Below are 25,218 nucleotides of genomic sequence, written 5' to 3'. Positions count from 1 at the left end.
GGAGAATAAGATGAACGCAGTGAAATTAAAAGAAAGAGTCTGGCAGGATCCTGTTTATTTTATCGCATTTGGTTTTGGCAGTGGTTTGTTGCCAAAAGCGCCAGGAACTTGGGGCACTCTTGCCGCCATCCCTATTTATCTGTTGGTTTCAGGGCAATCGCTAGTATTTTATTTGGCAGTGACTGTTGTAGCATTCATCTTAGGGGTCTGGGTGAGTGATAAGGTGTCTCGTGATTTAGGGGTTCACGACTACTCAGGGATTGTTTGGGATGAGGTTGTTGGATATTTATTAACCATGACCATGGCTCCTGCAGGGATAATATGGATAGTTATTGGTTTTATCCTGTTTCGTATTTTTGATATATGGAAACCAGAGCCTATACGTTTAATCGATCGTCATGTCAAAGGTGGTATAGGAATTATGCTAGATGATGTTTTGGCTGCTATACCAGCCTGGCTAATATTACAATTGCTAGCCTGGGGTTTAGCATGAATGAAAACCATAAAGAATTAATCAGTATTGCAGTTACCGTAGGCATTATTGGACTTGCCGTATTTATTGTTCACCGTTTTATCCCCTCAATGATCTGGGCGAGTATTATAGGTATCGCGACGTATCCCTTATATCTTCGTTGGCGTGGTTTTCTGGGTAATTATCATAATCTATCTGCTCTATTGTTTACCTTTATTCTGGCCTTGTTATTTTTGCTTCCCTTAAGTTGGCTTGTCAGTATTTTAGTGAAAGAATTACAGTTATTTATCAATTACTTACAACTAATAAATCGCCAAGGTGGTCAAGCTCCTTCTTTTTTTCAACAGTTCCCTATCATTGGCAGCGATCTAGTTGATTATTGGGACACTAATATTGGGCAACCGGGAAAAGTCAGAAATTTACTATCCAATTTACACTTGTCATTGACACCTGCGAGTTATTACATCAAGCAGGTAGGCGTTAATTTGGCGCATCGAGGATTCCAGCTTGGGTTTACATTATTGGCATTGTTTTTCTTTTATCGAGATGGTGACAAATTAATTCAACAGGTCAATCATATTGGTGAGTTTTGTTTAGGCCAACGATGGTTTCGTTATGCAGACAGGTTACCTTCAGCTTTGCGTGCTACAGTTAATGGCACCATCGTTGTAGGGTTAGGTGTGGGATTCCTGATGGGCATTTGTTACCTATTAGTAGGTTTTCCTGCACCTACATTAACAGGTTTCATTACTGCTTTTGCAGCGATGATTCCTTTCGTTGTACCTATTGTGTTTACGATAGTTGCACTTATTTTGCTATCTTCAGGCTCAATGATTGGCGCAATTTTTGTCGTAATTTGGGGAACTTTTGTTATGTTCGTGGCTGATCATTTTATTAAGCCCGTTTTAATTGGTGGGGCAATTGAATTACCATTTCTTGCTGTGCTTTTTGGTATTTTAGGTGGGGTAGAAACTTTAGGCTTATTAGGATTATTTGTTGGGCCAATAATTATGGTCTTGTTCGTAACTCTTTGGCAAGAACCCCAAGGCAGTGTTAAACCATTAATAGGGTGAAGACTGTTTTCTAGTGACAAATTTTTCTTAAATTCAAGCCTTGCAATTTTATTCTTTGACCCAATGTGATTATCATGATGTTGCAAACGGCCCGTAGTGAAGTAGGGGGATAGTGAATGAATAAAGATTGGCCTACAAGGGATAAAGACATGTCAACCGCACAGCGGATCATGGAAGAATATGCCAAAGAACAAAATACAGATTCTTTAGGATTATTTGAACTTGTTGTTAATCAAGAAGAGAAAAGAATGGATTTTCGCCTATCTTCTTGGGTTGTAATTTTAGCGGAGCACTTCAAATCCCTTTACGGTGCAAGTCAAGGTGATTTCATTACAAGACAAGTGATCAGCCGTTGCATTACCAAAAACGAAACGCTTCATTAGGATCTTTCTGAAACTCTATTTCAAAGAGTAATTATGTTACTTATGTATTAATTAGACTTCTCGCTTTGGCTTTGCAGCGAAGCGAGAAGTCTAAGGATAGAGTGCTGATTTCATTAGAAATGGGCGATATATTTGTCAAAATCTTGCTTAAAATTAGCGCTATCCTGGTATTGCACAATAGCTTGATTAATGGTTGTTAATAAATCAACTTCATTACGATTGATAGCAATTCCCAATCCAAAACCAGTACTAAATGGCTCACCTAACACACTGAGCAGGCCTGAGGATTGTGATTGCCAATACATGGCAGAAGGATCGTCCATGAGAGCTATATCGACATCCCCGTTTTGAAGAGCATCGATTAAAGTAGGAGCATCTTTAAATGTCTCAATCGTGGGATTCCTCACCCCCATAGCGTTAATCACTGCTGGGAAAATAGTACCTTGTTCAACGCCAATAGTATGATCATTTAAAAGTTGCAAACTGAAATGTTCTTTTGCCAGTTTACTAGGCCCTATGAATCTGGAATGACTGAGTAAATAAGGTATAGAAAAATTAACCCTGGTAGCCCGTTCTGGGGTAATAGTAATAGCACTGACTGCAACGTCGATTTGTCTTGCTTCAAGGGAGTCAAAGATTTTGTCAAAATCGGTTGGTACAAAAACGCAGCTACGATGAATAGAGTTACAAATATATTTCATCATCGAGATATCAAAACCAAATAACTGAGAATTTGCTCCCTCCATAATAAAAGGGGGTGTAAAGGTATCAACACCGACTCGTAGAGGTTCATTTTGGGCATGAAGTGGCCAAGAAAGCAAGGCTGAAAGATATAAAACAAAAGATAACAGTCGTTTCATTAAGGTTAAACCAACTATTCAATTGCAATATCTATAGCATATAGCCTGATTATCTTTTTTAAAAGTTAATATTTTTTCTAATTGAGTTTTTGATTACCCTTCGATAGGCTTACGTATCTTCCTTTTTATTAAAGATGCAGTGATGGAAATCCCATCTCTATTACAGCCTAAAATGGCTTTATATTTAAAAAATTTTACAGAAGTTGAGCCATGTGAGGCGGTAAAAAAACTATTACTCGTTAGTGATTATGCATGTCGCCATATTGATCTGTTAAAGCAGTTAATCACCGAAGGCTATGGCAAGGCTCTAGCTTTAGAGGACTATTCGGGCTTGCTACAGAATTTGGAGCACCAGCCTTTTAATCTTTTTGCCCATGCATTGCGTCAATTTAGACATACTCATTTGTTGCGCTTATTACTCAGAGAATTAGAGGGACTAGCTACTACTGAAGACATCATGACAGAATGGTCAGATTGTGCTGATGCCATCGTTTTAAGAGCTATTCAATTTTGTGAAAAGGAATTAGCCGTTCGCTATGGGGATGCTTGTGATGAACAGGGCAAACCTACTAAATTGTATATATTAGCAATGGGTAAACTAGGGGGACGCGAGCTTAATTATTCTTCTGATATTGATGTAATTTGTGCTTTTTCAGCGGCAGGTTATACCAATGGTACTGAGCAAATATCGAACCAGCAATATTATACCAAAGTGGTGCAATTGTTTATGCAGCTTTTACAAAACATCACGGCAGATGGGTTTGTATTTCGTGTTGATTTGCGTTTACGTCCTAATGGTGAAAGTGGAGCCTTAGTTTCAAGTTTGGCCGCAATGGAAACTTATTATCAAGAACAAGGGCGTGATTGGGAACGCTATGCCATGGTGAAGGCTCGCTTAATAGGTGAAAATACAGAGGTTGCAAATCATTGGTTCCATCGTTTAATAACTCCTTTTGTTTATAGGCGCTATGTTGATTTTAGTGTGATTGAGTCTTTGCGTAGTATGAAAGCGATGATAGAGCGTGAGGTGCAGCTAAATCCTATGTTAAATGACATCAAACGAGGATTTGGTGGCATTCGTGAAGTGGAGTTTATTATCCAAAATATGCAATTGATTCGTGGCGGCCGTTTACCAAATTTACAAAAACAAAATACATTGGCAGCACTTAATGTCTTAAAGCAAGAAAAATTACTTTCACATACAGCAGCTTTGAAACAAGCTTACCTTTTCTTAAGAAAATTAGAAAATACTCTGCAAAGTCAAAATGATCAACAAACTCATGCCTTACCACAGAATGAAGTTAAGCAAATGCAGATAGCCTTTGCGATGGGCTATAGCAATTGGCAAGACTTACTAAAAAAATTGCATCAATACCAGCGAATTATCAGCGCCATTTTTCGGGCAGTTCTTGCAAAAGCGGATCCGTATGAAGATGAGAAGCGTCTACTTGCGAATCAATTGACGAGCTTATGGCAAGGACATGTTGAAAATACAATGGCCATTAATTTATTAGCAAGCTTAGGTTTTCAACAAGCAGAACGTTGTTATCAGATGATTCATTCATTTCGTCATTCACCTCGCTGTAGGCGTTTGTCGCAAGGAGCAAGAATGCGTCTTGACCGCTTTATGGTGTTATTACTCAGTGAGTTGATAAATGTTACAGACACCGATGCAGTATTGTCACAAGTATTACAGTTATTAGAAAATATCGTGGGTCGTAGTTCTTATCTGGCGTTAATTACTGAAAATCCCCAAGTATTAAAAGAATTATTGCATTGGTTCGCGTATAGCCCTTTCATTACTACTTTAATTGTTAATCAGCCTTTTTTGTTAGAAGTATTGCTCGATCAAGAGCAAAATTGGCGTCTTCCTACTCATAAAGAATTAGAGAAAACTCTGGAAGAGCGGTTGTCCCATTGCTCTGAGGTAGAACACCAAGGGGAAATCTTAAGGCAGTTTAAATTAATTAATTGGCTTTCAGCGGCACGGGCAGAAATATATGGACGCTACCATGCCGTACGTATAAGTGCTTTCCTTGCTGATGTGGCTGAAATTATTGTGGCTAAGGTATTTACTCTGGCCAGCGAGCAATTAGGTCAACGTTACCAACAAATGGCTAAGATTAAATCTCATTTTGCGATTGTGGCTTATGGTAAATTGGGTAGTCGAGAGATGAATTACAATTCTGATTTAGATTTGGTTTTTATCCATGCTGCGACTACGGAAGAAGAGGCTTTGGTTACCCGTTTAACGCAGAAAATCCTGCATATGCTGACTACCCGCTCGCAATCTGGCGTTTTATATTCAGTTGATACACGCTTACGACCTTCTGGCGAAGCTGGTTTGCTAGTGAGCCATATTGATGCGTTTATAGAGTATCAACTGCATCAAGCCTGGACTTGGGAGCATCAAGCCTTAATACGAGCAAGGGTTTTGGTAGGTGATAAGCGTCTATTTTTATCCTTTAAACAATTAAAAAAATCAGTATTCAAAATACCCAGAACTCTTTCTGTTATTCGCGATGAGGTTCTTGGAATGCGTAAAAAAATTGATAAACACGCTCAAGGCGATGAAGTTAAGTATGGAGCAGGAGGTTTAATTGATTTGGAATTCTTGGTGCAGTTTTTAGTCCTTACACATTCCCATAAAGATTTTTATCTTTATACAAATACTCTCAGTCTTTTACGAAAGTTATTTTCTGAGCAGGTGATTGAACGGGATCAGTTTGAAAAACTTGCTAAAGCTTATAAACATTATCATCAATTGCTGCATCAAAATTTACTTAAGCCGGGAACGGATGAGGTGCAAACTCAACAAAAGAATGTTATAGAAGTCAGTAAACAAATTTACAATGCTATTTAAAGTATTCTGCATTATTGCTGTTGTAACCAATCAATAATCGCAAATTTAGTTTCTTCCAGTACTCGGATTAATTGAGAGTACAATTTCTCTAGAAGATGGTTATCTTCCGTTTTTTGATAATAACCCTCTAGATATTGGCAAGCATATCGTAGTCGCGTTGTCCCACAATAAAGTGCACTACTCTTCATTTTAAGCGCAAGCTTTTCTACGGTTGGCCAATCTTTTGATTCATAAGCTTGCTGAATTTTAGCTTTATCTTTGGGAATATCCTCAGCACTCATTAGGGTTAATAGTTCTCTTAATAGGTCTACACTACCAAGATTACCAAGCCCTTGTTGTATGTCGAGCAGGGGAAATTTTTGTAAGGTGAAAAGCTCTTCTTCGTTAGTCGGGGTATCTTGCTCGAATAGGTTTTCCACTGTTTCTAGCTTGCTACTAGGAATGAGTGTAGTAACAATATCTTTCATTGTAGCGAAGTTGATGGGTTTCGCTAAAACTTTGTTCATACCCGCTTCCAAACATTCATCGACGGAGCTACCAAGAGAATGTGCTGTCAAACCCACAATAGGGATGGGTTTTTTATTTAAGGCTTGTTCCCAATGACGAATGTAAATAGTTAATTCGATTCCAGACATGCCCGGTAAACCAATATCCGTGATAATTAAATCAAAATGCTTTTGTTTGACTAAATCAAATGCTTCCTCAGCATCCATTGTTGATGTAAATTGGCATCCAACCTGTTTAGTTACAGACTCAAGCAATCGTAAGGCAATGGTATTATCTTCAATTAGAAGCAGATGGGGTAGCTGTGTTCCATGCTTAAGAATTTGATCCTCGCTTAGAAATTGTTTATTAGGAACCAAAGAATCCTCGTGAGTATTCTCACTCACTAATTTGTCAAGATCAAATGGAATTTTCGATAAATTTCCTGTGTCTGCTTTTGCAGATAACCTAAAGGAGAAGGTACTTCCCTTGCCAACCATACTTGTTAACCTTATTTCACCACCTAACAGAGCAACATATTTTTGTACAATATGTAATCCTAACCCATACCCTTTATAAACCCCCTGGTAAGAAGGAGTAATACGAAAAAAACGATCGAATACTTTCATTTGTTGCTCATCTGCAATACCAATGCCTGTATCTTCAACACTAAACTCTAATTCAATTTTGTCTTTGTCAAAAGAAATTTGTTTTACGGACAGAATTATATGCCCTTTTTCAGTAAATTTGATCGCATTTCCTAATAAATTTAATAAGATTTGATGAATTTTGGTATGATCACTTTGTATGAATCTTGGAATTAACTCATCTACTTCGACTTTAAATTGAAGATTTTTCATTTTAATTGCCGGTAATTCAAGTTTACATATAGTCAAAATCTCTTGTCTTAAATCAAAATAGCCTGGCTTAAGTTCTAATTCTTTTAAGTTCTCTAAGGCAATCAATTCCAGAACGTTGTTCAGTAGATCTAACAACTGCTCGCCACTTTGATTGATCCAGCGAGCATATTCTTTTTCCATTTCTGTTAGGGCTTCTATCTCCAATAATTTAGAAATGCCGACGATGCCGCTTAAGGGAGTTCGGATATCATGGCTCATATTAGCAATGAACTCGGTTTTAGCTTTGTTAGCAATTTCGGCTGCTTCTTTTGCTTTCTGTAAATCCTCAGTTTGCTTACGCTCTTCCGTTACATCAGTAGCCACACCCGTGACACCATAGCAGTTTCCCTTATGATCAATGAGAGGGAAGCCATTATCTGTTATCCAGCGAATTTCACCATTGGGTCTTATAATGCGATACTTTTCTGAGTAGCGTGCCTTTTCCCCTAAAAGCTTAATTTGCTCTGCCATGTGATGGATTGGATGATGGTTCGCGATGTCATCTGGGTGTAAGAAATCAATCCAAATCTCAGGATTGGCATAGAGTTCTTCTCGCGAGCGCCCCCAAATCCGCTCATAAGAGGGACTAATATATTGAATTTTCTTGAAATCAGGGCTACTTATCCAATAGACCTGATCGCTATGCTCAGAAAGTTTGGCTAAAAAATTGCCCACGTCATCAAGTGTTAATTGAAATTTAGTTTTTTTTTCTTGCATTGTCATGCTTTCTATAACAAGGGTATAATTAAAATATTAGCAAACAACTTAATATTTGTTCATTAAACAAGGAATTTAACCATGTTAACTCCAGATGGCCAATCCGCTGATAAATTGGACAAAATCATGCTGCTCTCTATGTGGGCTAAAACCTTACGCAAAGAAAACGCCAAGCTGTCGCAATCCGTTGAACAGTTAAAAAAAATAATTACTGCAGGTATGGGGCAGCCGACTTACCCAATTAATATACATACAATACGCTATTATTTGGCTTATTGGAAAAAAATGGAAGAGTTGGTTAAAGAAGCGATTACCAATCTTGATAAAATTAAAGAAGGGGCTGCGATTGATTATGGTCATCCACAGGGGGATGAGGAGGCAAGAACCGTTATGGCTACAGCAATGTCATCTTGGTATGACATTGAAATCAAGCCAGAACATATTTTATATACAGGGGGGGGCGCTGGGGCTCTAAATGTTCTTTTTGAAACATTGAGCGATCTCCATAAAGATACTTCTGGTTATCGTGTGATTACGCCGTTCCCTCATTATAGTTTGTATGCTAATCCCAATCATCTTTTGCATCCTATTGATGTAATGAAAGAAAAAGGATACAAACTTACGGCAGAAGCTCTCGAGAAAAGCATTCTTGAAGCTTATAAACTGTCAAAGGTGGATGGTAAGCCTCCAGCTGCTGTTCTTCTTTGCAATCCTAATAATCCTTTGGGTACTGTTATTGATGAAACAGAGCTAAAAAAAATTGCTGATGTCTTACGGAGGTATCCTGAGCTACACATTATTTTTGATGAAGCTTATGCGGAAATGTCGCATGTAAAAGTACCTTCTTTTCTTAGCATTGCGCCTGATTTAAAGCCCAGAACGTGCATTATGCGTTCAGCAACTAAAGCACTATCGGCAGCGGGTGAACGTATGGCCATCCTTTTAGCCTTTGATGACGTATTGATGAGTAAGTTATTAGCTAAAAATATTAGCACTATCGGACATGCCCCTCGTGCTGCGCAAATGGCCTATGCAGAAGCCATGAAAAATTTGGTTGGTGAGGAACATGAGAGACTTAAGCAATTCTATAAAAAGAAAGTGGATTATGTAAATTCTCGCTTGAAAGAGATGGGTGCTTGTATGCCTGATCCTGATTATCAAGTCGAGGGCACTTTTTATGTACTAGCTGATTTTAATGACATGTTAGGTCTGGAAATACCTAAAGAGGCCAGGCGAGCATTAGGCAAAACAGGGAAAGTAAGTACAGATGAAGAGTTGGCTTATTATCTCTTATTCCAGGATTCAGTAATGATTGCCCCGCTGTCTTATTTTGGTACGAAAAAGGCGTCAGGGTTTATGCGCATTACTTGCAGTAGAGACCTGGATGAATTAATGGAATTAATGGACAGATTGGAAACTCGCTTACTTGAGGCAAGAAAAATCAAAAATAAAGCTTTGCATGCAAAAATTGAGGCATTGATAGCTGAATTTACGATTATTTCTCCCGACAAATCTAAAGAAACTCTCAAAAAAATTGATGCCTTGTGCGAGGAAGACCAGAGTTGCATCTCATTAAAAGAAAAAAATGCACAATTAAATAGTCTTTATAATCAAATGATAACTTTACTGAAACGAAATAAACCAATGGCACAAGAACAGGCCGCAAATAAACTGCAAGCTTTTTTTAAAAAGCGTCAGAATAAAACGGAGCAGGTCAGGATAAATAAAGAACAGGAAAAAGAATGGTCGAGTTTTCTTGATACTCTGTTTTCAGAACCCTGTGCAATGAAAACGACATTATTAAAGATGCCTGAATCAGAACGCAGTAAATTCACTCTATGGAAACAGTATAATGAAGTTAAAGTGGAACAGCTAAAGAAAGCCAAGTTGCAGTGAAGTTTCTATTTGCGGACCGTGTCTGGTCTATTTTTTATCATGGTAGGGTTCTAAAAATTTAATCAAATCATTTTGTTAACTAAAAAGCGGGCATTAAATTTTTACTTTTCATCGAGAAGTCACTGAATAATATTAATAGAACCTTTTTGAATTGCAATATGTGCTATTGTCATGTCATCTGTTCTAGTCTGGTCAAGATCAACACCATATTCATGAAGCTTCTTCAATATTTAGGCATGACCATTGTATGCAGCGAGTGTTTCCGTGCATCTTACTCCCATTCTTGGCGTGACGGGGAGGCTAGAGTATTCGCTTGCGAAAGCCCTTGTGCGTATAGCCAATTAACACAGCTGTAACGAGCTATTTTTGACACTTAACAAAAATTTTTTCAATTAAAGTTAATTGTTGTCTGATTGGTTGCCTCGTCTTTCCTGTAAGTTTCAGTGCTTTGAGTCTCAGTTGAGGCAAAGATACTCCAATTGAGAGGTATTTTTGATTCTGTCTGTGTGGGCGCGCTATTTTCCTCTGAGGGGAGCAGTTGAGCCAAAGTATCAGTATAGCTTACGAAGAATGGATGCTGAGTGAGTAAACCAGGATTTTCTTTATGGATCAATTGCACGATTGTCTTTCCTTTTGGTGTTGCCAACAAAGCATCTAAAACTGTTTTATTGGCGTATAAACTACCAGTTAAAAACTCGATAGGGAGGTTAGAAATAATTTTAGGGTTTTTCTTTATTAAATACTCAAGGATGAATTGCCCATCAAGGCTACCTGCTAGATTACAAAATACAGAAGTATCATCCTTCTTGGTAGATTTCTGGCCTAAATCGACAGTGACCATGGTTTCTGCAAGTGTAGAATTCCTCTGTAGCATGTGTAACAGTATAGCTCGCCCCTTGGGAGTAGCTGCCAAATAATAGAGAGGGGAAGTATTTTCAGCTTCGCCCGCCTTGGCAGTTCGAGCCCGAACCAAGTCAGCTCTGGAAATTGTTTCTACAAGTGTTGGATTTTGCTGTAAAAACGCAAGCAGTATCATATGTCCCTCTGGAATATCGGCTGCCAAAAAATAAAGAGCAGAAGTATTTTCTTCTGAACCTCCTTTATCAGTTCTAGCCCGGACCAAATCAGCTCCAGAGATTGTTTTTGCGAGTGTAGGGTTATCCTTTAACAGGCGTAACAGTATACGTTGCCCGTCTTTCGTAACAGTTAAACAATAAAGTGCAGAAATTTCCATATGAGGTCGCCCTAAGTCTGCTCCTGAAATCGTTTGTGCGAGTCCAGGATTATTTTGTAGCAAATACATCAGTATGGCTCGTCCTTCTTCAGTAATCGCTAAAATATAAAGAGCAGACGTGTTTTGGGGTATACCTGCTTGTGTAATTAGAGACCGCCCTAAATCTGCTGCTGAAATTGTTTGCGCGAGTGCAGGATTCATTTTTAGTAGTTGGATAAGGATTGCTCGTCCTTCTTGAGAACAAGACAAGAGATAAAAAACAGAGACATTCTCATATTGGCCGCCTATCATTGGGCGGCCTAAATCAGCACCTGAAATTGTTTTGGCCAAATTACGATTATTTTTTAGCAGTTCTTCTAGAATTAATAGACCCGTAGGGGAGCTAATCAAGGAATATAAGAGAGAACATTTAGTCTTAGGGTAAATTCTCCCCAGGGGTATTGTTGAGAGTCGTTTGGCTAATTGGGGGGCTCGGAGAACAGAATACAATACTTCTATATAAGTGCTGTCTGAAATGAACTTCAGGAAAAGACAACTTCCATCATTCATTAGATCATCATAAAGATAAGTTTCAACGCTTCCACTATTGAATAGATTAACGAGATTAGTGGGAGAAACTCTATCTAATAATTTTTCTACATAATCTTTTCTTTTTGAATCATTTTTAGTTTTTTTAGCCAGGGAGGTTTCTGGTTGATTATTTTCTTTAATACTGTTGCTCGTTACAACTTTTTTTATAGATGTATTTTCCCTTTCTTTTTCATTCTTAAGCTGTGAAGCCACGGGATCAGGCTCAATTTCTTGCTTACTTAATTTTTCTTCGTGGATTCGCTTAGCCAAATCTAAATTACCCTGTTTCACCTGCCGTTGTGCTTCTTTTTCCCAATCCTGTTCACTGGTTTGAGTAACAGCAATCTGCTGATTTACTGTCTTGGAAATGACTTGCTCTAGCAAGTCAGAAAGTCTCTGTAATTTGTGCTTCTGTGATTTTTCCTGAGGTTCTTGATAAACAATTAAGGTGTTTTTTGCCCGTGTAAAACTGGTAAACAATTTATTGAAATGAGGACCAAATTGAGCATCACCTCGCGAATCTTTAGTGCGGTGTTTCCGCACTGGCAAGTCTGAATCACTCGTTTGCTGCAAAATATCATTGGCTTTTCTAAAGGTGTCTGTCTCCAATATGCGGTAAGCAACAATCGTATGATATTCCAAGCCTTTAATTTCTTCTGCAGTAAACACCAAGGGGGTTTGAAATAGTTTTGAAGCATCCTTTTTAAATTCAGGCAGAGTAATCACGGCAAAACCCGTCGATTTTGCTGCTTGTCGCAATGTTTGAATATCTTGTTCAGAGGCTTCATTAATCCAACGTACGTCACCCTCGCCTGTTTCTTCTGAAACAGAATCAATCGACAGAAATTCATTCTTATCAGCTATACCACCAGTCAAACTGTTTTTTATCTCGATCACCCGATTAGCCAAAGCGACTACCTTGGCAGGACAACGGTATGTTTTGGTTAATTCTAGATGTTCTACCTTTTGCTCTCCCTCACCAAGCAGTGTGAATAGGTAGGGGCGTTTGGACTCCGGATCGCTCAAGCTCTGGTGAGAATCCATACAACAACAAATCTGGCAGTTGATTGCCAAATCACGCAATACCTTTAACTGTTGATGGGATAAATCTTGCGATTCGTCAACCACAATGAATGAGTACCCAGGCTTTACTTCGGGTTGGTATAGGCTGGGATCTACACTGTTTTGTGCTGCCAAAAAATCCGCATAAGCTTTCTTCATAGCCAGTAGCCATGCTCGTTCTTGTTGATCAAAAAAGAGAGATTGTTTCTCGCCTAAGTTTAAGTACTTTTCCGGCTGGTAGGCGGCGAGTATGCGAAGTTCTCGATAGATTCTTTCGTGCTGCGCTAAAAACGCTTCACTGACGGGCATTTCTGCTTTGCCAGCTTTGTAGATTGACTTATATTTTTTGATGTACTTTTTAATCCAATTCTGAAAATCTAATTCTGAAACCATTTTCTGTGTCCTGGTTTCAGGAGCAACTTGGGCCAAAAGCTCCTGATAAGTGCAAAATTGTACCGCACCCGCAGGAAATTCCGCCGCAAGCGGCGACTCATTCCACATTGTCTCCAGGCTTTTTTTCAAATCCAAAGACTGCGTTATGTATAAAATGGGGGCTTTCAGATTATCAATCGTTTGACCGGCCACTTGGGTCAATAAGGAAAAAGCGACACAGGATTTTCCTGAGCCTGGTGGACCACTGACTACCGCAGGTAGGCGGGTCCTCTGTATTGCTTTTTGCTGGTCACTTAGCTCGATGTACATCTGGTTGTAGTATTCCAACGAGGTATAATCTATCTCTATTGCTTCCGTTGTCTCCTCAGGTAATATTTCTTCTATTGATTTCGCAAAGCTGTCTTTATCAATGACCTGGTGCTCAAATACTCCCGTATTAGTATCCAAATAATTCTTAAGCACAGAGGGCTTTAGAAAACGCGATTTGTAATAGTCATGGTTCAATACCACATCCAGTAACAACAGATAGGACTTTCCCCCTCTCTTAATTGTGGTAAACAATAAACGGTCGCTGTGATTAATTCGTGCACTATAAATTCGATGAGCGTGCAATTTCTCCATGTCTGCTGCTTGATAATCGCCACGCAGCAATTTATTAATCGTGTCTTGATAGGGGGCAAATTGACTGACATCGCCTATCAGACCATGCCAAAAATATACTTTACTCATCGGATAACTCAAGGGCAAAAAGTTCAATAATACTACATATTGACTTGGGTGTCATCTTTAAGTTATTTTTATTGACATATTAAATACAGGAAATTAACTTGCTGATTTAACTGGATAAATAAATAGGGGGCAAATAGGATAGACTCAAATTGGCTTCTTTCCTCGCGATTATTGAGGAGGATCGGAAGTTGAGAGAGGTAGCCGTTTATTTTAACGGCCATCAAATCAAGAAACTCTCAGTTCACAAGGTTAATCTGCAAACTCTCCATATAAATCATAATCATCACTCTTGGTGATATTAACATCAACGACACTTCCCACCACGGCTTTGTTGTTAGGTGGTAAATATACTAAACCATCAATTTCGGGTGCGTCACTTTTACCACGAGCAATAATTTGTTCATCATTAATGTGATCAATTAACACGGTTTGTATGGAGCCGATTTTTTCTTTTAGTTTGTTACGGCTTATTTCTGCTTGTACTTGCATAAAGCGATGATAGCGTTCCTCTTTAATGTCTTCTGGAACAGGATCTGTAAGCTCATTGGCTTTAGCTCCTTCAACAGGTGAATATTGAAAGCATCCGACGCGATCCAACTGTGCTTCTTGCAAAAAGCTCAATAACTCTTCAAATTCATCCTCTGTTTCGCCTGGGAAGCCGACAATAAATGTTGAGCGTAAGGTAATTTCGGGGCAAATATCACGCCATTGAGCAATTCTTGCTAATGTATTCTCACTGCTTGCTGGTCGTTTCATTGCTTTCAGTACACGAGAGTTAGCATGCTGCAAAGGAATGTCTAAATAAGGTAAAATTAAACCGTCACGCATGAGGGGAATAATTTCATCAACATGAGGATAAGGATATACATAATGTAAGCGTACCCAAATGCCCAGCTCGCCTAGTTGTTCGCATAAATCATAAAATTTAGTGTTAATAGTTTTGCCTTTCCAGTCAATAGCCTGATAACGTGTATCGACACCGTAAGCACTAGTATCTTGGGAAATGACTAATAATTCTTGTACGCCTGCATCTTTTAAGCGTTTTGCTTCGGAAAGCACTTGCGTAAGAGGATAGCTTTGCAACTTGCCACGCATTGTTGGAATAATGCAAAAAGTACATTTTTGATTGCAGCCTTCAGAAATTTTTAAGTAGGCATAATGTCTTGGTGTTAGTTTGATGCCTTGTGGAGGAACCAACTGAGTGAAGGGATCAGCAGGGGGCGGCAGATGTCGATGTACAGCTCGAACAACTTCTTCGTAAGCATGAGCGCCACTGATATGCAGAACATCAGGACAAGCTTCACGAATAATGTCAGCCTTAGCACCTAAACAACCTGTAACGATTACTCGTCCATTTTCAGCCATGGCTTCTTTAATGGTATCTAAGGATTCTGTCACCGCGGCATCAATAAAACCACAAGTATTTACCACAACAACACCAGCATCTTGGTAACTGGAAACCAGATCATATCCTTGGGCACGCAGTTGGGTAATGATTCGCTCGGAATCAACTAATGCTTTAGGGCATCCTAAACTGACAAAGCCTACCTTATGATTCATAATTCTCTATCTGCAAACTGTAAAAAAAGTGGGCGAATTATAACGCTTCCGCAGTGAATTTGTCTAATCCACCACAGATTTTGATAAGGTCAAATTAATCGAGTGCGGATGCCTGAATGAGCTGCTCTAAAAATTTACTTGCTGAAGCCTCACCGACAACACGTAAGTTGCTTTGCTCATTCCCTTGTTTATTGAAAAATAAAAAAGTAGGTGGAGCAATTACCCCATATTGTTGAAGTAGCGCTTTATCTTGAGCATTATTGGCTGTGATGTCTACTTTTAGAACAACAAAATTTTTTAGTGCTGCTTCCACTTGAGGATCTTTAAATGTTGTTGCTTCCATAATTTGGCAGGAAGTACACCAGTCAGCGTAAAAATCCAATAGAACAGGTTTACCTTTAGCTTTGGCAATCGCTTGTTGCACCTCACTGATGGTGCTTACGGTTTCAACTGGAAAACTTTGAGTTGCATTTGCAGTGGTCGAAAATCCTGCCAGAGGTTGCAAGGGATTGCTATTACCCATACTCGCACCCACTAAGATGAGTAAACCATAAACTAAGCTGATGAGCCCAAATCCTTGTCGGAATTTAGCATGATTAGAGAGTGCTTTAGTTAGTGCGCCGCAATAAATTCCTATAAAAATCAGTAAGCTTGCCCACAAAAGCATGACAATAATATTTGGTAAGATGCGACTCAACAGATAGATGGCTACAACGAGCAAGAGTATACCGAAAAATGCTTTGACGCCGTTCATCCATTTTCCAGCTTTAGGCAGCCATTTTCCTGCAGAAGTACCAATTAATAATAAGGGGGTTCCCATGCCTAAGCCTAAGAAAAATAAAGCCAGGCTGCCGAGTATGATATTATGACTATGGGCAATGTAGCTGAGAGCTCCGATTAAAGGAGCTGTAACGCAAGGAGACAAAATAAGGGTTGATAAACTTCCCATGACAGCGGCGCCTAAATAATGGCCACTGGCTTGATTGCGGCTTGCTCCTGCTAATTTTGCTTGCCATGAAACAGGAAGACGTAATTCATAGTAGCCGAACATTGAAATAGCTAGTAACACGAAAAGTAAGCTAAATAAGCCAATAGCCCAAGGAGATTGCATGGCAATTTGCAGATTGCTACCTAATGATGCAACGACGGCACCCACCAAAGCATAGGTAGCTGACATGCTTAAGACATAACTTAAGGAAAGGAAGAAAGCCTTTCGAGTAGATAGATTTTTACCGTGCCCAACAATAATTCCGGATAACACGGGGATCATTGGTAAAACACAAGGTGTAAAAGATAATAATAAACCAAAGCTAAAAAAGCTTAGAATTACTATTGCCCAATGATGATTAGCAAAAACAGCTTCAATTTCATTGGTTGCAGACGGTGCATTGGTTGTTGCTTGCAGAGGTTCTTCTATACTGGCATTAGTTAATGCTAAATTGTTATCTATAGTGAGCTTAATTTGGCGCATTTCAGGAGGATAACAAAAACCATCGTCGGCACATCCTTGGAAACGTAAGTTAATTAATGTTTCACCTGGTTGTTCACCTAAAATAGCAACAGGAAGTGATAATTCATTGCGATAAATGTTGTAGCTTTTTCCTTGCTTGTCTGTTTTTAATAAGGATTCAGGGAGTCTTAATTCTCCTAAATGAACATTACTGTTAGTCTGTTCTGTTAATTTAATGCGATCGGCATAGATAAAATAGCCAGGCTTAACTTGCCAATTAATGGCTAAGGTATTAGGATCAACTGGTTTTACATTAACCTGAAATACTTCTGCAGCTGGAAGTGGGCTTGCGTGGTTAATAAACGACGCGAAACAAAGTAATGAGAATAGTAACCATTTCTTCATAGGTGTATTGCAACCAGTCAAATAGTAAACATTGTAGTAGCAGTATTAAAAAAAGCCAAAATTTTTTTTTACATCACCCCTTGAAAGCTATTTTTGAGCCCCCATATGGCTGTCATCAGTGAAGTACAATCGTAGGATACATAGAAGTACTTATCATTGTGTAACGCTAAAAAATCAGAGCTTACTCTGAAAATTATAGGTGATAATTAAAAAACCAGGAGAAAACAAGTATGAAAATTCGTCCTTTACACGATCGTGTTGTTGTTCGTCGTATGGAAGAAGAACGCACTACAGCTGGAGGCATCGTTATTCCAGATAGCGCTACTGAAAAACCTATGCGCGGCGAAGTTATCGCTATTGGTGCTGGTAAAGTATTAGATAATGGCGACGTTCGTGCTTTGGCTGTCAAAGTTGGTGATGTTGTTCTTTTTGGCAAATACTCTGGTACAGAAGTTAAAGTAGCAGGTCAAGAACTGGTTGTGATGCGTGAAGATGACATCATGGGCGTTATTGAGAAGTAATCTAACATAAAGATTTGAAGGAGATTATTATAATGGCTAAAGAAGTACGTTCTGGCGATGATGCACGTCAACAAATGATTGCTGGTGTGAATATTCTGGCAAATGCTGTGCGAGTTACAATGGGTCCACGTGGACGCAATGTTGTTTTAGAAAAGTCTTTTGGTGCTCCAACTGTAACTAAAGACGGTGTGTCTGTTGCTAAAGAAATTGAACTTGAAGATCGCTTCCAAAATATGGGCGCACAAATGGTTAAAGAAGTTGCTTCTAAAACCTCTGATGCTGCTGGCGATGGCACTACAACTGCTACCGTATTAGCACGCGCTATTATGGTTGAAGGTAACAAGGCAGTTGCTGCTGGTATGAACCCAATGGATCTGAAGCGTGGTATTGACAAAGCAGTTGCTGCAGTAACTAAGCACTTACAATCAATGTCTAAGCCCTGTAAAGATGGCAAAGCAATTGCTCAAGTTGGTACCATTTCTGCAAACTCTGATCAATCGATTGGCGATATCATTGCTGAAGCAATGGAAAAAGTGGGTAAAGAAGGTGTTATCACTGTTGAAGATGGCAATAGCTTGGAAAATGAATTATCTGTGGTTGAAGGTATGCAGTTTGATCGCGGTTATATTTCTCCATACTTCATCAACAACCAACAAAACATGAGTGCTGAGCTTGAGCATCCATTTATTCTTTTAGTTGATAAAAAGATTTCTAACATTCGCGATATGCTTTCTGTGTTAGAGGGTGTTGCTAAGTCTGGCCGTCCTTTATTGATCGTTGCCGAAGATGTTGAAGGTGAAGCATTAGCAACTCTAGTTGTTAACAACATGCGTGGTATTGTTAAAGTATGTGCAGTAAAAGCACCAGGATTCGGTGATCGCCGTAAAGCAATGTTGCAAGATATTGCTATCCTAACAAATGGTCAAGTTATCTCTGAAGAAGTTGGCAAGAGCCTTGAAAGTGCTTCACTAGAAGACTTAGGTACTGCAAAACGTGTTGTAGTGACTAAAGAAAACACCACTATCATTGATGGCGAAGGTAAAGAATCTGAAATTAACGCTCGTATTACTCAAATTCGTGCGCAAATGGAAGAAACATCTTCTGATTATGATCGTGAGAAGTTACAAGAGCGTGTTGCTAAGTTAGCAGGCGGTGTTGCTGTTATTAAAGTAGGTGCTGCAACTGAAGTTGAAATGAAAGAGAAAAAGGCTCGTGTTGAAGATGCACTGCATGCAACCCGCGCTGCGGTTGAAGAAGGTATTGTTGCTGGTGGTGGTGTTGCCTTGATTCGTGCTCAAAAAGCATTGGATGGTCTAAAAGGCGACAATGCAGATCAAGATATGGGTATTAACATCCTACGTCGTGCCATTGAATCTCCATTACGCCAAATCGTTGCCAATGCAGGCTATGAAGCTTCTGTAATTGTTAACAAAGTTGCTGAAAACAAAGATAACTTTGGTTTTAACGCTGCAACTGGTGAATACGGTGACATGGTTGAGATGGGTATTCTTGATCCAACTAAGGTTACTCGTACTGCCTTACAAAACGCTGCTTCTGTAGCAAGCTTAATGCTAACCACTGAGTGCATGATCGCTGATCTTCCTAAGAAAGAAGAAGCAGTAGGTGCTGGTGATATGGGTGGCATGGGCGGAATGGGTGGCATGGGCATGATGTAAGCCTTAGCTCACTTTCCTTTTGAAAACCCGCTTTAAAGCGGGTTTTTTTATGCTCGTAATGTCTATCAGATGTAAGAAGTTGGGCTAAAATAATAACAAAGAAGACAAATTATCAACTGGTAACTAATATCTGTACACAGGAGTGTTCATTATGACAAGCCAACGAAGTGTAGTGAAAGCTAGTGAAGTTACTGGTGTGGATGTTAAAAACATGGATGGAGAAAATCTCGGCACCATTAGTGAAGTAGTGATAGACAAAGCTTTTGGGAAAGTTAATTACTTAGTACTCGACTTCGGGGGCATTTTAGGTTTCGGAAATAAATTTTTTGCTCTTCCTTGGCATTTGTTTAAATACGACAAGACTGGGGATTGTTTTCTGATTGATTTGGATAAAGAACGTCTAAAAAATGCACCAGGTTTTGATAAGGATCACTGGCCAGATTTTGCTGCTCCTGAATTTGCAGCTAAAATTCATAAATACTATGAGTAGAATTGTAAAAAGATCCCAATTAATTATTCAATTTTATAAGGACATATTATGAATAAAAACCCTCCTAAATCATCAGCTAATAGTGAAAAGCGTTCGCAGAAGGAAGAAAGTCTTTCTGCTGTTCCTAGTTCAAGAGTTAGCAAGAAACGAAGTCGTGAAGTGCAAAAAGAGCGAATTGATGAGCAATATCAACAGCTCAAAGATAGCACTAATGAGTGGCTAGAAGAGAGTAAGAAAAGATTTGAAGAGGCCCAGGATACGCTTAAAGAGTACAGGGATGAACTCGCGAACAATGTAAAGAAAAATCCAATTACATCCATTCTTATTGCAGGAGGTATCGGTTTTATTCTGTCATCACTTTTTAGAAAGTGATCATGATTAATTTTATTGAGCATTTAGAAGGCTTAATTGTTAGCAAGATAGCTGTGGCTAGGGGAGTTTTGACTCTATTTAGGCTGGAAGCCAAACTTGCTGGGTTAAATATTGTACCTTTGTTAACTAGTTTGGCAGTCTTGATAGCGCTTTGTCTCTCAACATGGCTAACGGTAATGGTACTAATTGGCTACTTAATCACCCTTCTAATAGGGCCCTTATTAGCAATGATTACTGTCTTGCTACTCAATGCCGTGGCTTTGTTTTTTGTTGGTATAAGCTTAAGTTCTTGTATTAAACAGATGAGCTTTGAAAAAACAAGGGCCTTATTAAGTAATCAACAGTCCGAGGGTAGTCATGAGCTCGCGAAAAGAACTACGAAAATCCATTGATCAGTTGGAAGTTAAGATTCAAATGGAGAGAGGTAGGTTAACAGAACATCAGCTATATTTCAGGAGATTAAAAGAGCGAAATAGATATCTTTTATTGGCGCTACTTATCCCTACATTTATAGCAGGTTGGCAAGAAGGGAAGATGGCTGCAGAGAAAAAAGAAGGAAGAGTGAAGAGCTTTGCGAAATTTATGCTTGGTACGGCGTTAGCGACGGTTCGAACTCAAAAGCTATTGAAATAGACTTTTCCGAAATTCTACAATTCTACGGTAACAGTAGTTTTGAAAGAGGTCTAATAAAAATACCGTCAAAAATTTTTATTTTGACGGTATTTTTTTAAATTCTACTATTTTCTGTGATCACGTGAGTTTTCTGAGGTACGTGGATGATTAGATCTTTCTGAAAAGTGTTTGTCAGCTTTGTCAAAATGACGGCGTTCATCCTGGGATTGGCGATTGGCATCAGAACCACGGTGATAAGGTTTATCGCGATTTGTATTGGGAGCTTCACTGGAACGACGTCCTTGTTGATCATAAGAACCTTGTTTTTTTTCATTTCTATCGGCCATGATAATATCCTTATTAAAGTTTAATGAATTTCCAAATACAGCAAATTTAATAGTAGAAGTCGATCTTCAAAAAATCCAATAACCTATCAAATTTTTTTCATGTCAATAATATTCACTAAATAAAAACATTTTAAATCAATTACTTACCGTTCTTATTGCTCTTGTTGCATATTTTTTCGTACTCTTTTTCCAATGCCTGCAGTTGTTCGTCTGTTAATTTGCTTAAATCGAGTGAAGTGTTACTTGCTGTTTTGGTAGCTTTAATTATTTCATCCAATTTTAAATTTAATATGGTAGTATCGCGATTTTGTGTATGCTGAATTAAAAAGACCATCAAAAAAGTAATGATGGTAGTTCCGGTATTAATGAGAAGTTGCCAAGTATCAGAAAATTTGAACACAGGCCCCATAATAATCCAAATAATGATGATTGCTAGAGCAAGTATGAAGCTCCATACGTTCCCAACGATATCAGAGGTAATTTTTGCAAAATCCGCAAAATAATTATTTGCCTGATCAGTTTTCTTTGCTTTGGGTCGATGTTTCATACTTTCATCCTTAATGTCTTAAATGACTTAAAATTACTTAAGTACTTCGCGATTTATTTGTCAATATTCAAAATACTTTTAAAAGTCATGAAAATTTTTTGTTGCGTAAAGTATCAGAATAGCTGTTGCAGACAGCTATAATTAATCTAAAGAACGAATTATTAAATTTTGTTGCGACCAATGAAGTAATATTATGAAGACTATTAGCGTATTGGATGTCTCCCTAAGAGATGGTGGACATAGAACCAATTTTCACTTTGAAGATTATGAATTACAACATATTTTAACTGCACTCGATAACTCCGGCATTGAATACATTGAAATTGGTTATCGTAACGGTTCTTTACAGCCTATCGCCAATATAGGGAGAACGGGATTGTGTCAAAAAGATTACCTTCATTTTTGCCATCCTCTGATTAAGCATGCCAAGGTAGCTGTCATGATTTATCCTAACAACGTTTCACATGCTGATCTTTTGGAGCTTAAAGAGTTTGGTGTCAATTTAATTCGAATTTGTGTTCCTAAAGATAGGCTTACACAGGCTTCTACAATATTGAAAATGGCCAAAGATCTTGGCTTTGAAGTAGCTATTAATTTTACGAACATGACTCATTATAAAGAACTGGAACTGGATCAAGCTGTGCAAGAGGCAGTGCAATATGAGCCTAACATGATTTATTTTGCAGACTCTAATGGGAGCATATTACCTGAAAAAATTGAATCTATTTATCAAAAGTATACGCAACAATATTCAATACCATTTGGTTTTCATGCTCATGATAATCTTGGTTTGGCACAAGCAAATGCACTTGCTGCAATTCGAGCGGGTGTTCAATATATTGATACATCCCTAGCAGGTATGGGAAAAGGTATTGGTAATTTGAAAACGGAATTTTTTATTGCTTACCTGCAGGCGGTAAAAATGAAAAAATATAATCTTGAAGAGCTTTTAACTGCTTCTAACTATATCCGAGATGCTATGGGTATTGGTCGTGAACCCATTTTATTGGATGAATTTAATAGAGGGATTTTTGATCCAACGTAATAGCTTTCGCAAAACTTTAAAAAATTAAGATAGAGATCATTCAATAAGTTACCTATGATTAGAATTTCAGCACCAAAGTTTCATCGGATAAATCTATTAAAGTTATAGAGTTAATTGATTTTATAAAATATGATTTTTTAACTATGTTTACAATATAAAATAACAAAATAGGAGCATTAAATATGGACGATGTAATGAAAAAATTATCTATACTCATGGCTGATACCTATGCTTTATACTTAAAGACTCAAAATTACCATTGGCATGTAACAGGACCTCAATTCAAAGCAATGCATGAGTTATTTGAGATGCAATATCAAGAATTGGCAGAGGCTGTGGATACCGTTGCTGAACGCATTCGCACTTTAGGTCATCATACTCCTGCCACTTTCAAAGAGTTTGAAAATTTAAAACGCATAAAGGATGGTGACTCTAGGAAAAATGCGAATGAGATGGTTACTGAACTTGCCCATGATCATGATACTTTGGTTAAAGATTTAAATCAGGCTCTTGCCCTTGCCCAAGAAAAAAGAGATGAGGGTACAGCAACTTTGTTAGGTGATAGAATTGCTGCGCATGAAAAAGCACGGTGGATGTTGAGCGCTTCGCGTGAAAATGCTTAGCACTATTCTCTAGAGAGGGCTTTGTAGTGAGGTAAGAGCTCTCTCGGATATTTCTTTTCTATTTATCATCATATGACCTATTTTTCTAGGAATTTCTGTTTAAAATAAATTATTTGATATTTAATTTGCATTTTGATTATTAATTAAGCATTTGATATGATCGTCTCACGCCAGCAATGAGAGAAATGATGTTTTTCAAGATTGACAAAATGCAGGGTAAGAAATCATTAATTGAGCGACCCCAACAAAATTCTACGTATGAGATTAAATGCTCTTATTTGCCGAAAGGGAAAATGACAATTTCTCTCATGGGTAATTTTTGGCCTTCAATAGAGAGCGTTAATCTATCTGCTTTGATGTGTCGTTTCTTTTCGGGTAAAGTCTTAAATTTATCTGCGATTTGCTCCCCATTTTTTCCTGTATCAGACGAAAGTTTACCCCCAGGAGTTCTTGACTTAGGAATTCCATTGGTATTTTATGATGGTCAATCTACATTGTCTGCTATAAACAGTCTTAAGTTAACTATTGATAATGGTGGTATTGATATAGGAGCAGAAGGAGCTCCATTTAAAACCAATGTGGAATTACATAACGATATTTTGCAACAAGAGTGTCAGGCATTAGTTGGTAGTATAAAGGTAAAGGTAGGTGAGTATCCTATTTTAAAGGCAAAATTTTATCCCGACTTTGATTTCCTTAGCAATTTGTACAAAAATTTTTGGAAATACAACAAGAATAAGCTGAGTACACAATACGCAAATACAGCGGGTTATTGTCATATAAGAGCGCATTTTGTAAGCACTATGCTGGCTTATTATGGCATTGATTCGGTAAAAATTTATAAACTGTGGAACAATGAAGATTGGCAGGCTTTCGACGATAATAAAAGCTGGGGGTTTCACAGTGCCGTACTGGTTACTGACAATGATAATAAGAAATGGGTATGGGATTCTTGGGTAGGATTGAATTCGCAATTATTAGAGATGAATGATTGGCTAAATCGTAAAAATGAACCAAAGCCTTTTCAAGTGGTTATTGGAAACAGAAGTATTATTGATGATTTCTACAATGGTAGACAATCTTACCTTTCTTTTGAGTATGGTTCTACTCCTGAATATTATAATGCATTTCAAGCTATATTAGGTAGCGCGATTCCTAATTCTCCACAGCCGATGATTTCTTTAGGCTATAATTTTGCGCAATTTTTTAATGCAAGAAAATGCAAACATAAAGAAGAAGAGCATGCAATTCAGCTGAAAACATCATCGGTTTTTTAATGTCTTTTAGATGTAGCGAACCTACAAGCTGAATCTTTTTATCGAAAATCGGCCTTTATTCTTTCTGCTCTCTAGGTAATATATTGAGCAGTTTATTGTTTTTTTGAATTAAAAGTAATGAATCAGTCTAATCAGTTCATCAAAAATGAGATTCAGAGTATAATTTTTTGTTAAAAATACGAACTCACCTAAGAAACTGCAGCCTTAACTAAAAAGGAAAACTATGACGAAAATACAAATATCTTTAAAACTTCCAAATGAAGACAAAAAAGAATATGCCAAACCCATCGAAGGCGGGGAGGGGCTCAATCATCTGGCTTGGTGTTTGCAAAAAGCAAGTCAAGGGTTGGAGGAAAAAAAGCCTTTTTGGGTGATACAGGAAATTTTCATTAAATCAATGGAAAAATGTTCTGAAACACATAAACACTATGAGTTGATGCCTGGTAAATATAAAGAGCTTTTGAACAGGTTAGTTGATATCCAACAAGGAAAAATAAATTTTACCTCGATGCTACTTAAAGGTTTAGCGGCCGATGGCAATATTCTGATAGAGGTCCAACAATCGAATAACTGAGAGTGTTCATCTAACTGTGTCACCTCATTGATTATCTAAGTCTCAGGTTCATACGGTCTTCAAAATAAATATGAAGCTGAGACGC

23 protein-coding genes are annotated in these 25,218 nt (G+C 38.1%); 15 read left to right on the top strand and 8 right to left on the bottom strand.

Translation table 11 applies throughout. The features are described 5' to 3' along the window. Window positions 1-10: 10 nt before the first annotated feature. From Lbru_RS03940 to Lbru_RS03930, 3 genes are all read left to right on the top strand, one after another. Window positions 11-493 (top strand): phosphatidylglycerophosphatase A family protein, encoded by a 483-nt coding sequence (locus Lbru_RS03940; protein WP_058440893.1) that lies wholly within the window; start codon window positions 11-13, stop codon window positions 491-493. After that, window positions 490-1,545: an AI-2E family transporter gene (locus Lbru_RS03935; protein WP_058440892.1), complete on the top strand. Its 1,056-nt coding sequence runs from the start codon at window positions 490-492 to the stop codon at window positions 1,543-1,545. Before Lbru_RS03940 ends, Lbru_RS03935 begins: the two co-directional genes overlap by 4 nt. Window positions 1,546-1,661: 116 nt before the next feature. Further along, the gene (locus tag Lbru_RS03930; RefSeq protein WP_058440891.1) at window positions 1,662-1,928 is read left to right on the top strand and encodes a hypothetical protein; all 267 of its coding nucleotides are present in this window, start codon (window positions 1,662-1,664) and stop codon (window positions 1,926-1,928) included. A 113-nt stretch (window positions 1,929-2,041) separates the two neighbouring features. On the opposite strand, the gene Lbru_RS03925 is transcribed toward Lbru_RS03930, so the two are convergent. Then, the gene (locus Lbru_RS03925) at window positions 2,042-2,788 is read right to left on the bottom strand and encodes a transporter substrate-binding domain-containing protein (protein WP_058440890.1); all 747 of its coding nucleotides are present in this window, start codon (window positions 2,786-2,788) and stop codon (window positions 2,042-2,044) included. A 172-nt stretch (window positions 2,789-2,960) separates the two neighbouring features. On the opposite strand from Lbru_RS03925, the gene glnE reads away from it, so the two are divergent. Next, entirely contained in the window at window positions 2,961-5,651 is a 2,691-nt protein-coding gene (glnE, locus tag Lbru_RS03920; RefSeq protein ID WP_238583818.1) for a bifunctional [glutamate--ammonia ligase]-adenylyl-L-tyrosine phosphorylase/[glutamate--ammonia-ligase] adenylyltransferase, read from the top strand. Between the two features lie 11 nt (window positions 5,652-5,662). Here glnE and Lbru_RS03915 read toward each other — a convergent pair whose 3' ends face one another. Further along, complete coding sequence (locus tag Lbru_RS03915) at window positions 5,663-7,750, bottom strand: PAS domain-containing hybrid sensor histidine kinase/response regulator (protein ID WP_058440888.1); 2,088 nt, start codon at window positions 7,748-7,750, stop codon at window positions 5,663-5,665. Between the two features lie 81 nt (window positions 7,751-7,831). Between Lbru_RS03915 and Lbru_RS03910 the strand changes: the two genes are divergently transcribed. Continuing rightward, entirely contained in the window at window positions 7,832-9,646 is a 1,815-nt protein-coding gene (locus Lbru_RS03910) for a pyridoxal phosphate-dependent aminotransferase (protein ID WP_065235423.1), read from the top strand. 119 nt (window positions 9,647-9,765) lie between these two features. Here Lbru_RS03910 and Lbru_RS18005 read toward each other — a convergent pair whose 3' ends face one another. The 4 genes from Lbru_RS18005 to dsbD form a co-directional block, all read right to left on the bottom strand. Further along, window positions 9,766-9,873, bottom strand: coding sequence for an ankyrin repeat domain-containing protein (locus Lbru_RS18005; protein WP_420795304.1), 108 nt, complete (start codon window positions 9,871-9,873; stop codon window positions 9,766-9,768). A 161-nt stretch (window positions 9,874-10,034) separates the two neighbouring features. Beyond that, on the bottom strand, window positions 10,035-13,634 hold the full coding sequence (locus tag Lbru_RS03905) for a helicase domain-containing protein (protein ID WP_058440887.1): 3,600 nt from the start codon (window positions 13,632-13,634) through the stop codon (window positions 10,035-10,037). Window positions 13,635-13,883: 249 nt separating this feature from the next. Further along, window positions 13,884-15,194: a 30S ribosomal protein S12 methylthiotransferase RimO gene (rimO, locus tag Lbru_RS03900; protein WP_058440886.1), complete on the bottom strand. Its 1,311-nt coding sequence runs from the start codon at window positions 15,192-15,194 to the stop codon at window positions 13,884-13,886. 94 nt (window positions 15,195-15,288) lie between these two features. Next, window positions 15,289-17,049 (bottom strand): protein-disulfide reductase DsbD, encoded by a 1,761-nt coding sequence (gene dsbD, locus Lbru_RS03895; protein WP_058440885.1) that lies wholly within the window; start codon window positions 17,047-17,049, stop codon window positions 15,289-15,291. 230 nt (window positions 17,050-17,279) lie between these two features. On the opposite strand from dsbD, the gene groES reads away from it, so the two are divergent. The 6 genes from groES (at window position 17,280) to Lbru_RS03865 (ending at window position 20,741) form a co-directional block, all read left to right on the top strand. After that, the gene (gene groES, locus Lbru_RS03890) at window positions 17,280-17,570 is read left to right on the top strand and encodes a co-chaperone GroES (protein ID WP_058440884.1); all 291 of its coding nucleotides are present in this window, start codon (window positions 17,280-17,282) and stop codon (window positions 17,568-17,570) included. A 32-nt stretch (window positions 17,571-17,602) separates the two neighbouring features. Beyond that, entirely contained in the window at window positions 17,603-19,246 is a 1,644-nt protein-coding gene (groL, locus tag Lbru_RS03885; protein ID WP_058440883.1) for a chaperonin GroEL, read from the top strand. Between the two features lie 151 nt (window positions 19,247-19,397). Further along, the gene (locus Lbru_RS03880; protein WP_058440882.1) at window positions 19,398-19,736 is read left to right on the top strand and encodes a PRC-barrel domain-containing protein; all 339 of its coding nucleotides are present in this window, start codon (window positions 19,398-19,400) and stop codon (window positions 19,734-19,736) included. Window positions 19,737-19,784: 48 nt separating this feature from the next. Then, entirely contained in the window at window positions 19,785-20,108 is a 324-nt protein-coding gene (locus tag Lbru_RS03875) for a hypothetical protein (protein ID WP_058440881.1), read from the top strand. A gap of 2 nt (window positions 20,109-20,110) precedes the next feature. Continuing rightward, complete coding sequence (locus Lbru_RS03870; RefSeq protein ID WP_058440880.1) at window positions 20,111-20,500, top strand: hypothetical protein; 390 nt, start codon at window positions 20,111-20,113, stop codon at window positions 20,498-20,500. Further along, a complete protein-coding gene (locus tag Lbru_RS03865) occupies window positions 20,466-20,741 on the top strand; it encodes a hypothetical protein (RefSeq protein ID WP_131793538.1) in 276 nt (91 codons plus the stop codon). The genes Lbru_RS03870 and Lbru_RS03865 overlap by 35 nt, the downstream gene beginning before the upstream one ends. 104 nt (window positions 20,742-20,845) lie before the next feature. Here the strand turns inward: Lbru_RS03865 and Lbru_RS03860 are convergent, their stop codons facing one another. Then, window positions 20,846-21,067 (bottom strand): hypothetical protein, encoded by a 222-nt coding sequence (locus Lbru_RS03860; protein ID WP_058440878.1) that lies wholly within the window; start codon window positions 21,065-21,067, stop codon window positions 20,846-20,848. A 139-nt stretch (window positions 21,068-21,206) separates the two neighbouring features. Beyond that, on the bottom strand, window positions 21,207-21,614 hold the full coding sequence (locus tag Lbru_RS03855) for a low affinity iron permease family protein (protein ID WP_058440877.1): 408 nt from the start codon (window positions 21,612-21,614) through the stop codon (window positions 21,207-21,209). Window positions 21,615-21,807: 193 nt separating this feature from the next. Here Lbru_RS03855 and Lbru_RS03850 point away from each other — a divergent pair, with 193 nt between their 5' ends. The 4 genes from Lbru_RS03850 (at window position 21,808) to Lbru_RS03835 (ending at window position 25,133) form a co-directional block, all read left to right on the top strand. After that, window positions 21,808-22,659 (top strand): beta/alpha barrel domain-containing protein, encoded by an 852-nt coding sequence (locus tag Lbru_RS03850; RefSeq protein WP_058440876.1) that lies wholly within the window; start codon window positions 21,808-21,810, stop codon window positions 22,657-22,659. Between the two features lie 182 nt (window positions 22,660-22,841). Beyond that, window positions 22,842-23,282 (top strand): Dps family protein, encoded by a 441-nt coding sequence (locus Lbru_RS03845; protein WP_058440875.1) that lies wholly within the window; start codon window positions 22,842-22,844, stop codon window positions 23,280-23,282. A 467-nt stretch (window positions 23,283-23,749) separates the two neighbouring features. Beyond that, window positions 23,750-24,559: a hypothetical protein gene (locus Lbru_RS03840; protein ID WP_131793539.1), complete on the top strand. Its 810-nt coding sequence runs from the start codon at window positions 23,750-23,752 to the stop codon at window positions 24,557-24,559. Between the two features lie 223 nt (window positions 24,560-24,782). After that, on the top strand, window positions 24,783-25,133 hold the full coding sequence (locus Lbru_RS03835; protein WP_058440873.1) for a hypothetical protein: 351 nt from the start codon (window positions 24,783-24,785) through the stop codon (window positions 25,131-25,133). Window positions 25,134-25,218: the final 85 nt, after the last annotated feature.

This window comes from Legionella brunensis (assembly GCF_001467025.1).
GTDB classification, from domain to species: Bacteria; Pseudomonadota; Gammaproteobacteria; order Legionellales; family Legionellaceae; genus Tatlockia; species Tatlockia brunensis.
This window is presented reverse-complemented; position numbering and strand designations above follow the sequence as displayed.